This is a genomic window from Clostridium sartagoforme (genome assembly GCF_004794105.1).
Lineage (GTDB): Bacteria > Bacillota > Clostridia > Clostridiales > Clostridiaceae > Clostridium > Clostridium sartagoforme_B.
Genome location: NZ_SRYR01000001.1, coordinates 1,323,712 through 1,336,344, shown reverse-complemented (window position 1 = coordinate 1,336,344; position 12,633 = coordinate 1,323,712). Strand labels below are relative to the sequence as shown.

Here is a 12,633-nt window from a genome sequence, read left to right as displayed (position 1 = left end):
TAGTATAACATTTAGTAATTACATTTTTCAATGGCATATAAAGCTAAAGGGAGGGGTTTTATGAATTTTATAAAGATGCAAGGCTTAGGAAATGATTTTATTTTTATAATAGATAAAGAAGAAAATTATTTAAAAGACGAAATAGAAATTGCTAAAAAGGTTTGTAACAGAAGATTTGGAATAGGTGCAGATGGGTTAGTTATAATTAGAAACTCTGATATAGCTGATGCTAAGATGATAATAATAAATAGCGATGGTTCTAAAGCAAATATGTGTGGAAATGCTATTAGATGTTTTGCAAAATATTTATATGAAGAAGGAATAGTTAAAAAGAAAAATATAACTATTGAAACTGGTGATGGAGTTAAAATTTCAGAGCTATTTATAAATAAAGATGATAAAGTAGATTTAGTAAGAGTTAATATGGGGAAGCCTAGTTTTAAAGGTGTGGATATAAAGCTTAATAACAAGGATAAATTAATTGATGAAGTTGTAGAAATTAATAATAAAAGATATAAGTTAACATCATTATTAATGGGAGTTCCTCATACTATTTTAATTAATAATAATAATGAATATTCTATGGAAGATGGAAAGATAATAGAGAAGTATGATTTATTTAAAGAAAATACTAATGTAAATTTAGTAAAGATATATAACAAAGAAAGCATAGAAGTTAGAACTTGGGAGAGAGGGGCTGGGGCAACCTTGGCTTGTGGAACAGGTTGCTGTGCATCTTTAGTAGCTTTAAATAAATTAGGGCTTTGTGAATCAAAAGCTAAAATAACTACATTAGGTGGTAATCTAATAGTAGAAATAGTAAATGATGATGTTTTTATGACTGGAGAAGCAACATTTATTTGCAGCGGTGTAGTATTAAATTAAAGAGGGATAAAATGAATAGAAAAGGGAGAAAAAAAGTTTTCCTTAGTGGGTTTATTATTTTAATAAATATAGCTTTTATAGGTTGTAATAATACTGAGCCAGAAGAACCTAAAATTGAGCTGTCAAAAGGCGCAATTGCTATTGAAAATTCTGGAGAGTATAAGATATATAATTTAAAAGATAATAAGTATGAACTTGTGGATACAGATTATATTATAACCTCTTATGATGAAGAGTCTGGAACTTTTGTTCTTAATGATAAGGGAGAAATTAAACTTAATAGTTCATCTAAGGAATACAGTGTTGAAGTAGATGAAGTAATTGTATCACCTAAGGTATCCTTAAAAGGTAAATACCTTTCTTATTTTGTAAAGGATGGATATTTAGATTTAAAAATTAAGGATATTGAGAGTAATACTTATGTTGATTTTAATAGCGATGTAATAATATCTGGTGACTTAATAGATTGGATAAATGAAGATACTCTTGTATATTACGGAATAGATAATAATAAGAATAATGGAGTTTTTACTTATAATATTCCAGAAAAGAAAGAGAACTTATTATTTAAATTAGATATAGGCTATGTAGAATATTTAGAAGTTATTGAGGAAAATTTAATTATTGTTCAAGAGAAAGACAACAAGGAAAGATTCTTAAAAGTAATAAATAATAAAGGTGAAATAGTAGAAACAATAGATAAGATAGTTGAAGTAAGTGATGTTGAAGTTACTAAAGATGGAATATATATACTAGGTAGACTTGAAAACAATAATTACTCTTTGTACAAATATAGTGAAGGTTCAATGAAAAGATTAGTTTATGATTTTCCTAAATTAATTAATCTTGAAAGAGGATTATCTAAAGATAAAGATGGAAATATAATATTTGTAGGCGGAGATGATAAAAATACAGAAAAATTATATATTTCTGTAGATGGAGCTATATCACAACTTGAAGCTAGTGAAGGTAAATATCATTTTATAGATATTAATTAAGGGATGTCTAGGGGGTGTCCCTTAATTAATACAATTATACTAATGTGGATTTGAATTTAAAATATTGATATATGATATATATTAAGAAAATAAAAACTGCTAATTAAATTTATAGCAGTTTTTTTGTATTATAGATTTTAGAATTTCTAAATCTATAAAATTTATAGTAGTTAATATTAAATAGTGATTTTAATTGTTAAAAATTTCTAAATTGTGTTTAAAAACATAGAGTATGGACCATAATTCTAATGGTGATTAAATGAAGAAGATTGATATTAGTCAAATTGACTTAAAAATTGCAAGAAAAATTAATAAATTTAAGGCTATGGAAAACTGTATGGTTCCGGTTTCTGTAAAAGATAAGAAAGTTATAGTTTTAGCTAGAAATGAAGATATAGCTTACGATAAAACCGAACTGGAGTTTCTATATAATAAAGGCATTGAATTTATTAACACTGATGAAAATTACATTAAAAATCTTATTGATAAAGTATTTTTAGGTGAGGAAGAAAACTTAATTGATAAAATTATGGAGGAAGCTATAGGTAGTTATGCTTCAGATATCCACTTTGAGCCTCAAAAGAATGATATTTTAATTAGAATAAGGGTAGATGGTATTTTAATTTCATACTGTAAAATCACTGATATAGAATATCAAAGACTTTTATCTAGAATTAAAATCTTAGCTAATATGGATATCACTGAGAAGCGTAGACCACAAGATGGTAAGTCAACTGTTACTGTGAAGGAAAAAAATTATGATTTAAGGATATCGACTATACCCATTACTTATGGAGAAAAGCTAGTAGTAAGAATTTTATACGGAGAAATATTTAGTCATGATTTAAAAAGCTTGAATATGACTAATAATCAAAGAGAAAAACTTAGGAAAATAATAGCCTTAAAAAATGGGTTAGTTCTAATAAATGGGCCAACAGGAAGTGGAAAGTCTACAACTCTTTACTCTATTCTGAAAGAAATAAATAAAAGTGAAGTGAATATTACAACTATAGAAGATCCTGTAGAAGTTTTAATAAAGGGAATTAATCAAGTTAGTTTAAATAGAAAAGCAAATATAACCTTTGCAAATGGACTTAGAAGCATTTTAAGGCAAGACCCAGATATATTAATGATAGGGGAAATAAGAGATGAGGAAACGGCGAGCTTAGTAGTTACAGCTTCTTTAACAGGTCATAAGGTATATTCAACTATTCATACTAAAACACCTAGAGAAGTCTATTATAGGTTAGAAGATATGGGAGTTAAACAATATTTAATAAAGGATTCGATAGTTGGTATAGTGTCACAAAGGTTAATAAGAGTACTATGTAGTGAATGCAAAGAAGTTAATAAGGAAGTTTTATTAAATAACAAAAAAATAAAGACTTATAAAGAAAAAGGTTGTAGTCTATGCAACTATACTGGCTATAAAGGAAGAACTGTTATAAGCTCTGTAGTTTATATAGATGAAAAGATTAGAAAATTAATTTCAAATATTTTCCAGGAAATAATTGAGCTTAGTAACTATGAAATGATTAATAATTTAGATGACTTAATTATAAGAGGAGACATTACTTATTTTGATTATAATAATTTTTTATTAGAAGAGGGATTAAACTATGAAGAAAATAAAATTATCATTTAATAAGTTTAATTATAGCAGTTTAAGCTTGATTTCTAGTAATATGGCTATTTTGCATAAAGAAGGTATCTCTTTAATATTAATTTTTGACTTACTTAAGGAGTTACCTCTAAATAAAAATTACTTAAAGAGTATAGATAATATAAAGCTTTCAGTTTTGGAGGGGAATTCCCTAAGTGATGCATTTAAAAATTATGATGATTTATATCCAGAGTTTTTTATAGGGATGATTTCCATGGGAGAAAAAAGTGGAAATCACTATGAAGCCCTAATTGGAGTAGAAAAATATTGTGATAAAATAAACTTTATAAAAAATACTATAAAGAATGCTTTGTCTTATCCAATTTTTATATTAGTATCATGTCTATTATTAGCTATTTTTATGATTTTATATGTTATACCAAGTTTTCATGATTTTTACATCAGTTTAAACATAAATGAACCTGTAATCTCTAGTCTATGTTATAAGCTATCAATTTTTATAAAAGATAATCCTTTTATATTTCTAGTATATCTTGTATGTTGGGGATTAGTAATCCCTTATTTACTTTATAAAACTTTTTTTAAAGAGAAATTACCTAGGTTGTTAAATAAAATTGGAATTTATAAAGAATTTAATGAGTTTGTATTTATTTCAATTTTATCAATAATTATCAAAAGTGGAATTAACTTATCTAATGGATTAGTTTATTCATCTACAAGTTTTAAGAATAGAGATTTAGTCCATAGATTTACTTTTTTAAACTCTAGTATATTAAAGGGTGAAAGTATATCAGATGCTATTAGGGAAATGGGTAATTATTCTAATTATACAAAATCTATCATTAAGCTTGGTGAAGAAGGTGGATCCATGGATGAAAGGCTTGAATCTTTAAGTCTATACTTAGAAAAAAGACTTATATCGAAGATTAATAGATATATGGCTATATTACAACCAGCTTCAGTTGTTATTATGGGAGGTCTTGTAGTAATTTTTTTATTTATATTCATACTACCTTTATTTGGAGCAATATTAGATGGAGGATTTCAATGAAGAAAGGTTATACACTTATTGAAGTAATAATAGTATTATCAATAATGTTGATTTTCTCTAGTTTAGCATCACTGGGATATAATTTTTACAAAAATTCTGTAGAAAAAATAAAATTAGAAAGTACAACCTTAGAGGTAAGGGATTTATTGAGCTTTAGCAAGGCTTATTGTAGGAAAAATGAGATTACTGGAAATATTTTAGTTGCATCAGATAGAAAAAGTATTACTTTTACAGTAGAGAATAGAAAAGCTCCAATTAAAAAGATAATTAATCTTGAAAATGATCTTGAAATAGGAAGTAATTTTAAGGGAGATAACAAAGTAAGCGAAGAGGGTTTTATTACAAAAGCAGGCACTATTAAAATTACAAGTGGTTACTTAAATAAATCATTGGAGTTAAAGGTTTCCGTAGGAAATGATATTATAAGGGTTAATGATAAAAATGAGGGGGATATTATAGATTGAAAAAAGGTAATACTTTAGTTGAAGTAATTATTTCTCTTGCAATTATTCTAATGGCTTTTACTATCGTAAGTCAAATTATTATAATAAGTGCTAAGGCGGTAAATAATAGAAAGTTAAGAGAGGAAGCTGAAAGAGTAGCTTATGCTATAGAAAATGAAGCTAAATATAATTATAAATTTAGTGATTTAGATGAGGAAATATCATTTAAATACACTAATGATATTTTAGATAAGCTAATTACTCAACCTCTTATGTCTCTAGAAAGAGGTAATGATATTAGTTTAAAAAGAAAGGAAATCAAGCTTAAAGATAAAATTTATTTATATTCTATTACTATTAAAGATAATAATGGGGGTGTTTTAGCTGAAAGGGAATTTATTAAATCTTATTGGATGGAAAAAAAGTAAAAAAGCTATGACACTTATTGAAGTAATGATATCTTTATTTATTCATTTAATAATTTTGACTATAGCTTTTAGTACTATAAAGGCAGCTTATACTAATTACAATAAATTAATAGAAGGTATGAAATACTATAACGATTTTGATGATGCTCTTTTAAATCTAGATAGATTATTAAAAACTGATATGATAACTTCTATTGATGTGGTAGATAAACCTATAGGTGATGAAATAATAATTAAATATAAGATCGATCATTTTAAAGAAGGTATTGTTGAAAAAAAGATTATGTTAAGTAATGATAAGATAGTTATAATTACAAATGGATACTTAGGTAATGGAACTAATATACTTATGAGAAATGTATCAAATTTTGAGGTGTATAAAAAAGAAAATATAAACTATTTAAAAATTATAAGTAAAAAAGGTGAAGAAAGAATAATATGCATTTAAAAGTTACTAAAAAGAAAAAAGGTTTTTCCTTAGTAGAAACAATAATTATTTTTATGATAATAATTATAATATCAAACATATCATTAAAGTTTATCTTAAACATACATTTAAGAACTAATGAATATCGTACTTTTTCTGATAAAAAATCTTTAAGTATTGAAGAGGAAGAGTATTTAGAAACTCTTAATATAAAAATAAAGAGTAATTCTGATTCCTTAAATAATATAGTTACTTTAAGCAAAGAAATATCTAATAGTAATGCAAAATTTAAAAGTTATGCTTTAGAAAAAATAAATAATAATTACTATATTACTAAGGTGACAGATAGATCTAAAATGTATATAGGCTTAGATGAAGTCAATGATAAAGGATATAAATTTAAGCCATCAACATATAAAACTCAATATATTTACGGAGGTTAGATAATGATTAGTAATATTGGAATATATGAAGATAGCTATATTTATAAAGGTAATGAATATAATAGAAATAATTATAGTGAACTTCTAGATAATATATCAAGAAAAAGGAGAATTATATTTTTATCACAAATACTTTTAATTAAGAAATATGGGTTTAATTCTAGTAATACAGGAATAGGTGATTTTATTAAAAAAAAGATAAATGAAGATTTTTCTGATAAAGATAACTTTTTATTTAGTTATGAATACAATAAGAAGGAGAATATTGCCTACCTATATTCAATTAGAAATAATAATTTGATTTCATTAACTAATGACGCTTCAGAGCTAACTGTAGAACCTATACAGTTTTATATAAAGAACAAAGTAATAAAAGAGATTAAGAATTCAAAGGATTCTAATGTGCTATTTAAAATAAACAATATATTCCACATTTTATCTTTAGAAAAGGGATATGTAATTAACTCCGTTATTGTGAATAGTGAAGATGAAGTTTTTAAAACTATTAGTTTAATAGAAGATAACAAATTATTAGTTATAGATAAAAGTGTAAATACAGAATCTCTAATAGATCAAGTAAGAGGATTCAAGATAAAAAATATTGATTTAGTTGAGGGTATATATGAAAAGATATATAGAAAATAAAAACTTTATTCCAAGAGAATATGTTACTCAAAAGAAAAGTAAAGAAAGGAAAGATAGTAAGATCTTAATTTTATTATTACTGATACTTAATTTTTTACTATTACCAAAATCAATTAATAAAATTAAAAATTATCTTAGTAAGAATGATTCAGTAGAAGTTATCAGTTATGATGTTGAGATGAAAAATAGTAAGCAAGAGGAAATTAGTAATGTTTTAGATTATATAAATGAAGATATTAATACTTTTAATTATAGCAATAATTCTGGAACTATAGAAACTGAAGATAAAAACACTATTTTTTATATAGAAGAGGAAACGGATTTTAAAATTAACACTATAAGGAAAGTTAATGATAAGACTTATTTAGTTGAGGTTGTTTATGAATAAAAAAATAATTATATATCTAATAATAGTATTGCTTACTGGAGTACAATGTATTTTTATGTTAGTTAATAATAATTTAGATGAAATACATAAAAATGACACTTTAGAAACTAGTATAACAGAAGAGAAAAATGCAAAATATATAAAGGAAATAGAAAATGATTTTAGAAGCATAAAAAATCTAGAGGTAATTAGTTATAATAATTCAAATAATGAATGGAGAATTAAAGCTGAAATCAAAGGGAGTAAAGAAGAAGTTCAAAATGCATTAAAGCAATTATATGTGTATGATATTGAAAATTATAGCTTGAAATATATTGATAATAATATTTCTCTAGAATTAGATTTAGTAAGCAATTAAATATAATTAATATAAATTAGGATAAGTTTATATAAAGAATTGCATTTATTAGTGAATTTTGATAAAATATTTTTGTTATGTCGTAAACAAAGTTATTGTTATGAATATTTAGGTTGATAAGAAATAACTAAATATGGAATAAAGTTTTTGGAGGGATATTTAATGATATCAGCAGGAGATTTAAGAAAAGGTACTACATTCGAGTATGAAGGACAAGTTTTTACAGTAATAGACTTCTTACATGTTAAGCCAGGTAAAGGTGCAGCATTCGTAAGAACTAAATTAAGAAACGTAATTTCTGGTGGTGTTACAGATACAACTTTTAACCCAACTACAAAATTACAAGAAGCTGTAATTGAAAGAAAAGAAATGCAATACCTTTATTCAGATGGGGAATTATACTACTTCATGGATCAAGAAACTTTTGAACAAATTCCACTTAACTATGAGAAAGTTGAAGATGCAATTAAGTTTATTAAGGAAAATATGTTTGCTGTAATTAAATTCTACAAAGGTGATGCTTTCTCAGTTGAAGCTCCGAACTTCGTTGAATTATTAATTACTCAAGCTGATCCAGGAATAAAAGGAAATACAGCTACAAATGCTATGAAACCTGCTACATTAGAAACAGGAGCAGTTGTTAATGTTCCTATGTTCGTTAATGAAGGAGATGTAATAAGAGTAGATACTAGAACTGGAGAGTACATGGAAAGAGTTTAATCTTACATAATAAGATAAATTCTTAATATTTAAAGGGTGGAAGTAGAATACTTCCACCTATTTTATATTAAAAACATAGTTTTAACATAGATGGTGCTGTCACACAATGAAAAAATTAAGAATGAACAATGAAAAGTTAATGAAAAAACTCTGGAAAGAGTATTGAAAAGAAATTAATTTTATTAATTCTGTAAAAATTACATCAATAATTCTTCATTTTTAATCTTAATTTTTATTTTGGGCTGTTTGTTAGACAGCCCTTTAGGTTATAATTAGATAGAATAGTTCTATTTTAAGGATGTGAAAAAATGAATGATTTAAAAAGTAAAATTGAATTATTAAAAAAGGAAGTATCTAGTATTGAATATGACAAGAACAAAGAGGTTTTCGATGGTATCCTATCTTTAATAGACATATTATCAGAAGAAGTAAGAGCTTTATCTGATAGACAAGAATCACTAGAAGAAAATTTAGAATACATTGATGAAGATATTATAGGATTACAAGATGAGCTTTTTGAAGAGGTATCCATTGAAGATTTAATGGAAATGGAAGAAGAGTATGTAGAAATAAAATGTAATAACTGTCAAAAACCTTTATTTATAGAAGGGGATACTATTAATAATAGTAGTATTATACCTTGTCCTTTCTGTAATAAAAATGCCATAGAAAAATAACAATTAATAATTAACAATTTAGAGAGTAATTTGTTATAAGTTACTAAAATACTTTTAGAGCTGTCACTTTTAAGAAGATTTTGTAAGTGATGGCCCTTTTTTATTTTATAAATATTGATAGTAAGCTATTGCTTTAATCTTAATGATTTTTAGCGATAGCTTTTTTATTTAAATTAAAATCAAATATTTTACATATTTAAATAAATGTATGAATATTATTTGATAGAAAGAAATAATCTTAAATATAACTATGGAATAGGAAGTGATAAAATTTGAAAAGCCAAGAGGAGGTATTAAAGTTACTACCTTTAAATTTAGCAGAAGAACTAAGGGAAATATTTATAAATAACTTAGCAGTTCAAGAAATAAGGATTAAAGCCAATAAACCAGTTATAGTAAATTTATCTTATAAAGAGATAATACTAGGATTTGTACCTAGCATTGATGATTTAAAACAAATATTAGTAAGAATATCTAATTATTCACTATATGCTTATGAAGAAGAAATAAGACAGGGATATATAACTATAAAAGGTGGACATAGGATAGGTATTGCTGGTGAATGTGTTTTAAATAAAGGGGAAATAAAGACTATTAGAAATATATCTTCATTAAATATAAGAATATGTCATGAAGTTAAGGGATGCTCAAATGAAGTTATGAAGTATATTAATAAAAATGATAGTATTCTTAATACTTTAATAGTTTCACCTCCTAAGTGTGGGAAAACCACAATATTAAGAGATATGGCTAGGAATATTTCAAATGGAATGCCTTTATATAACTTAAAAGGTAAGAAGGTTTCTGTTATAGATGAAAGGAGCGAAATTGCTTCGTGTTTTAATGGAATACCTCAACTTGATATAGGAATAAGAACAGATATATTAGATAATTGCTTCAAAAAAGATGGAATGATAATGGCTATAAGAAGTTTATCACCTGAAATAATAATATGTGATGAAATCGGAACATATGGTGAAATAGAAGCATTAAATATGGCTTTTAATTCTGGAGTAAATATTATAGTTACAATTCACGGATATAGTATTGATGATGTTTATAAAAGAACTGTATTTAAGGAGCTACTGGAAAATTCTATTTTAGATAGAATAATAGTCTTAAGTAGTAGAAAAGGGCCTGGTACTATTGAGAATATTTATTCAATAGAAGAAAGTGGTGATGTTAAATGCTTAAAATAATAGCTGTTTTAATTATTTTTTTATCTAGTAGTTTTATTGGTTACTACTATGGTGAAACATTTAATAAGAGAAGTAAACAGCTTAAGGAAATTTTAAAAGCAATTTTATTTTTAAATAATGAGGTTATATATGCCAATACTCCATTACCTGAAGCTTTAAATTATATTTCTCATAAAGTGGAAGATCCAATAAAGTCATCATTAAGTGGTGTTTCATCTAGACTTAGTAATAATGAAGTAGAAAGCGTATATTCAGCATTTAAAAAGGAATATAAAAATAGTAGTCAGGATTACTTTTTAAAAAGTGAAGATGAGGTCATAATAAAGGACTTCTTTAAGGGACTTGGAGAAACAGGAGTATATGGACAAGATAAAATTTTTAATTTAACTATAGAAAATTTAAAGATAAATTGTAGTACTGCAGAAGAGCTAGCAAAAAAGAATTCAAAAATGTACAGGATTTTAGGGATGTGTTTAGGAGCAATGATATCAATTTTTTTCATTTAATTAGGAGGGGAAGAAATGCTAGACATAAGTATATTATTTAAGATTGGGGCTATGGGAGTTCTACTTATTGTAATTGACAAGGTATTAAAGGCAAGTGGTAAAGATGATGTAGCAGTAATAACTAATATAGCAGGGATTGTAATTATACTAATTACAGTAATTGGACTAATAACTGATTTATTTAATTCTGTAAGAACTATGTTTATGTTTTAGGGTGAAGGTATGGAGATAGTTAAAATTGTAGCTTTTGCCTTAGTTGCATTATTTATATTTCTTATGCTAAAGGATAAAAAAAGTGATGTAGCAATTCTTGTTTCCTTAGTAGCTGGTATTCTTTTATTTTTATTTATTATTTCAAGTATTAATGATGTTTTAAACTTTATAAAAGATATATCAAATAAAGCTAAGGTAGATGTAGTTTATATAGGATTAGTACTAAAAATACTTGCAATATCATATTTAGCTACTTTTTGTAGTGAAATATGCAAGGATGCTGGAGCTTCTAGTATAGCAAGTAAAGTTGAATTTTCAGCTAAAATATTGATATTAACCTTAGCAATACCTATCTTAATAGCAGTTCTTGAATCTATATTACAAATATTATAGGAGGACATATGTTAAAGAGGGGGAAAGGTATTAAGTTAATCTGTAGCTTCATTTTTTGCTGTATTATTTTCATTAATATAGGATTTAAAGATGTTTTAGCTGTTGATAATGAAAACAATAGTTTTAATACTACAAGTATAAATGAAGAAAATATGATTCAAGATGAAGAAACAAATAATAAGTTAAATAATTTATATAATTATATAAATAATATTAAATCAGATGTAGAAATAATGAATGATTTAGATCCAGTTCAATATATAAAGGAATATATAAAAAATGGTGAAAGTAGTTTATCTATAAAAGAAGTAAGTAATGCATTACTAAGTTTTGCATTTAAAGAAGTTAAAACAGTAATTTCATTATCTATAAGCATAATAGTACTTGCACTTATATGTTCACTTTTGAAGAATTTACAATCAGCATTTTCAAATGAGAGTATATCTAATGTTGCATTTTTTGCATGCTACTCAATACTTATAATAATTTTGTCAAGAAGCTTTATTTTGTCTATTACTATTGCAGTGGATATAATAAAGAGTTTATCAGACTTTATGGGAGCTGTAATGCCAGTGTTAGTTATGATGCTAGGCACTATAGGAGGTTTTAGTCAAGCAGCAACAATGGATCCTATAATTATGGCTGCAACGATATTTGTACCTAGAATTTATACTAGTGTGATTATTCCATTGATATTAATTACTTTTGTATTAGAATTTACAAATAATATTTCAACGGAATATAAAATTAGTAACTTATGCAAATTAACTAAACAAATCACAGTTTGGATGCAAGGAATTATATTAACCTTATTTATTGGATTACTTACTGTTAGAGGGATTACTGCATCTACAATTGACGCGGTAACTTTAAAGACAGCTAAGTTTGCTATAGATAACTTTATTCCTATTGTAGGAAAGGCATTTTCAGATGCAATTGCTTCTGTAGCAGGGTATTCCTTAATTATAAAAAATGCAGTTAGCACAATTGGACTAGTAGTAATTGTATTAATGATGTTATATCCAGTTATAAAGCTTTTGTTAATATCTTTTGTATATAAGTTAACAGCAGCTCTTATTGAGCCAATAAGTGATAAAAGAATAACTAGTTCCATAGCATCAGCAGGAGATTCATTGATACTTATTATGTCATGTGTACTTTCTGTAAGTTTAATGTTTTTTGTATTACTTGCTATTATGGCATCAGCAGGAAAGTTTGTAATAGGGGGGTGATTA

General features: G+C 25.5%; 18 protein-coding genes. All 18 read left to right on the top strand.

Features of this window, described 5'->3' with window-relative positions; all coding sequences use genetic code 11:
* Positions 1-60: 60 nt before the first annotated feature.
* The gene (dapF, locus tag E5347_RS05995) at positions 61-885 is read left to right on the top strand and encodes a diaminopimelate epimerase (protein ID WP_136005492.1); all 825 of its coding nucleotides are present in this window, start codon (positions 61-63) and stop codon (positions 883-885) included.
* Positions 886-896: 11 nt separating this feature from the next.
* Positions 897-1,883: a hypothetical protein gene (locus tag E5347_RS05990; RefSeq protein ID WP_136005491.1), complete on the top strand. Its 987-nt coding sequence runs from the start codon at positions 897-899 to the stop codon at positions 1,881-1,883.
* Between the two features lie 259 nt (positions 1,884-2,142).
* Positions 2,143-3,528, top strand: a complete 1,386-nt coding sequence (locus E5347_RS05985; RefSeq protein WP_136005490.1) for a GspE/PulE family protein — start codon at positions 2,143-2,145, stop codon at positions 3,526-3,528.
* The gene (locus tag E5347_RS05980) at positions 3,503-4,558 is read left to right on the top strand and encodes a type II secretion system F family protein (RefSeq protein ID WP_136005488.1); all 1,056 of its coding nucleotides are present in this window, start codon (positions 3,503-3,505) and stop codon (positions 4,556-4,558) included. Before E5347_RS05985 ends, E5347_RS05980 begins: the two co-directional genes overlap by 26 nt.
* Complete coding sequence (locus tag E5347_RS05975) at positions 4,555-5,022, top strand: pilus assembly FimT family protein (protein WP_136005486.1); 468 nt, start codon at positions 4,555-4,557, stop codon at positions 5,020-5,022. The genes E5347_RS05980 and E5347_RS05975 overlap by 4 nt, the downstream gene beginning before the upstream one ends.
* Entirely contained in the window at positions 5,019-5,429 is a 411-nt protein-coding gene (locus E5347_RS05970) for a type II secretion system protein (protein WP_136005485.1), read from the top strand. The genes E5347_RS05975 and E5347_RS05970 overlap by 4 nt, the downstream gene beginning before the upstream one ends.
* Positions 5,430-5,436: 7 nt before the next feature.
* A complete protein-coding gene (locus E5347_RS05965) occupies positions 5,437-5,877 on the top strand; it encodes a prepilin-type cleavage/methylation domain-containing protein (RefSeq protein WP_243109732.1) in 441 nt (146 codons plus the stop codon).
* A complete protein-coding gene (locus E5347_RS05960) occupies positions 5,868-6,299 on the top strand; it encodes a hypothetical protein (protein WP_136005482.1) in 432 nt (143 codons plus the stop codon). Before E5347_RS05965 ends, E5347_RS05960 begins: the two co-directional genes overlap by 10 nt.
* Positions 6,300-6,302: 3 nt before the next feature.
* Positions 6,303-6,944, top strand: coding sequence for a hypothetical protein (locus tag E5347_RS05955; protein ID WP_136005480.1), 642 nt, complete (start codon positions 6,303-6,305; stop codon positions 6,942-6,944).
* Positions 6,922-7,332, top strand: coding sequence for a hypothetical protein (locus E5347_RS05950; RefSeq protein WP_136005479.1), 411 nt, complete (start codon positions 6,922-6,924; stop codon positions 7,330-7,332). Before E5347_RS05955 ends, E5347_RS05950 begins: the two co-directional genes overlap by 23 nt.
* On the top strand, positions 7,325-7,690 hold the full coding sequence (locus E5347_RS05945; protein ID WP_136005478.1) for a hypothetical protein: 366 nt from the start codon (positions 7,325-7,327) through the stop codon (positions 7,688-7,690). The genes E5347_RS05950 and E5347_RS05945 overlap by 8 nt, the downstream gene beginning before the upstream one ends.
* A gap of 162 nt (positions 7,691-7,852) precedes the next feature.
* Positions 7,853-8,410, top strand: coding sequence for an elongation factor P (efp, locus tag E5347_RS05940; RefSeq protein ID WP_136005476.1), 558 nt, complete (start codon positions 7,853-7,855; stop codon positions 8,408-8,410).
* 308 nt (positions 8,411-8,718) lie between these two features.
* Positions 8,719-9,087, top strand: coding sequence for a CD1247 N-terminal domain-containing protein (locus E5347_RS05935; RefSeq protein WP_136005475.1), 369 nt, complete (start codon positions 8,719-8,721; stop codon positions 9,085-9,087).
* A 272-nt stretch (positions 9,088-9,359) separates the two neighbouring features.
* On the top strand, positions 9,360-10,286 hold the full coding sequence (gene spoIIIAA / locus E5347_RS05930; RefSeq protein WP_136005473.1) for a stage III sporulation protein AA: 927 nt from the start codon (positions 9,360-9,362) through the stop codon (positions 10,284-10,286).
* Positions 10,274-10,792 carry a stage III sporulation protein SpoIIIAB gene (gene spoIIIAB, locus E5347_RS05925; protein WP_136005472.1) on the top strand — a complete coding sequence of 173 codons (519 nt, stop codon included), beginning with the start codon at positions 10,274-10,276 and terminating at the stop codon, positions 10,790-10,792. The genes spoIIIAA and spoIIIAB overlap by 13 nt, the downstream gene beginning before the upstream one ends.
* 15 nt (positions 10,793-10,807) lie before the next feature.
* Positions 10,808-11,005, top strand: a complete 198-nt coding sequence (gene spoIIIAC / locus E5347_RS05920) for a stage III sporulation protein AC (protein WP_136005471.1) — start codon at positions 10,808-10,810, stop codon at positions 11,003-11,005.
* A 9-nt stretch (positions 11,006-11,014) separates the two neighbouring features.
* Positions 11,015-11,398, top strand: coding sequence for a stage III sporulation protein AD (gene spoIIIAD, locus E5347_RS05915; RefSeq protein WP_136005469.1), 384 nt, complete (start codon positions 11,015-11,017; stop codon positions 11,396-11,398).
* A gap of 8 nt (positions 11,399-11,406) precedes the next feature.
* Complete coding sequence (gene spoIIIAE, locus E5347_RS05910) at positions 11,407-12,630, top strand: stage III sporulation protein AE (protein WP_136005467.1); 1,224 nt, start codon at positions 11,407-11,409, stop codon at positions 12,628-12,630.
* Positions 12,631-12,633 lie beyond the last annotated feature (3 nt).

Excerpts from the sequence above, each read along its gene's own strand:
- dapF (WP_136005492.1), top strand. The coding sequence starts at position 61 with ATGAATTTTATAAAGATGCAAGGCTTAGGAAATGATTTTATTTTTATA.
- spoIIIAB (WP_136005472.1), top strand. The coding sequence starts at position 10,274 with ATGCTTAAAATAATAGCTGTTTTAATTATTTTTTTATCTAGTAGTTTT.
- E5347_RS05990 (WP_136005491.1), top strand. The coding sequence starts at position 897 with ATGAATAGAAAAGGGAGAAAAAAAGTTTTCCTTAGTGGGTTTATTATT.
- E5347_RS05975 (WP_136005486.1), top strand. The coding sequence starts at position 4,555 with ATGAAGAAAGGTTATACACTTATTGAAGTAATAATAGTATTATCAATA.
- efp (WP_136005476.1), top strand. The coding sequence starts at position 7,853 with ATGATATCAGCAGGAGATTTAAGAAAAGGTACTACATTCGAGTATGAA.
- E5347_RS05955 (WP_136005480.1), top strand. The coding sequence starts at position 6,303 with ATGATTAGTAATATTGGAATATATGAAGATAGCTATATTTATAAAGGT.
- E5347_RS05935 (WP_136005475.1), top strand. The coding sequence starts at position 8,719 with ATGAATGATTTAAAAAGTAAAATTGAATTATTAAAAAAGGAAGTATCT.
- E5347_RS05945 (WP_136005478.1), top strand. The coding sequence starts at position 7,325 with ATGAATAAAAAAATAATTATATATCTAATAATAGTATTGCTTACTGGA.
- E5347_RS05965 (WP_243109732.1), top strand. The coding sequence starts at position 5,437 with ATGACACTTATTGAAGTAATGATATCTTTATTTATTCATTTAATAATT.
- spoIIIAC (WP_136005471.1), top strand. The coding sequence starts at position 10,808 with ATGCTAGACATAAGTATATTATTTAAGATTGGGGCTATGGGAGTTCTA.
- E5347_RS05980 (WP_136005488.1), top strand. The coding sequence starts at position 3,503 with ATGAAGAAAATAAAATTATCATTTAATAAGTTTAATTATAGCAGTTTA.
- spoIIIAD (WP_136005469.1), top strand. The coding sequence starts at position 11,015 with ATGGAGATAGTTAAAATTGTAGCTTTTGCCTTAGTTGCATTATTTATA.
- E5347_RS05960 (WP_136005482.1), top strand. The coding sequence starts at position 5,868 with ATGCATTTAAAAGTTACTAAAAAGAAAAAAGGTTTTTCCTTAGTAGAA.
- E5347_RS05985 (WP_136005490.1), top strand. The coding sequence starts at position 2,143 with ATGAAGAAGATTGATATTAGTCAAATTGACTTAAAAATTGCAAGAAAA.
- E5347_RS05950 (WP_136005479.1), top strand. The coding sequence starts at position 6,922 with ATGAAAAGATATATAGAAAATAAAAACTTTATTCCAAGAGAATATGTT.
- spoIIIAE (WP_136005467.1), top strand. The coding sequence starts at position 11,407 with ATGTTAAAGAGGGGGAAAGGTATTAAGTTAATCTGTAGCTTCATTTTT.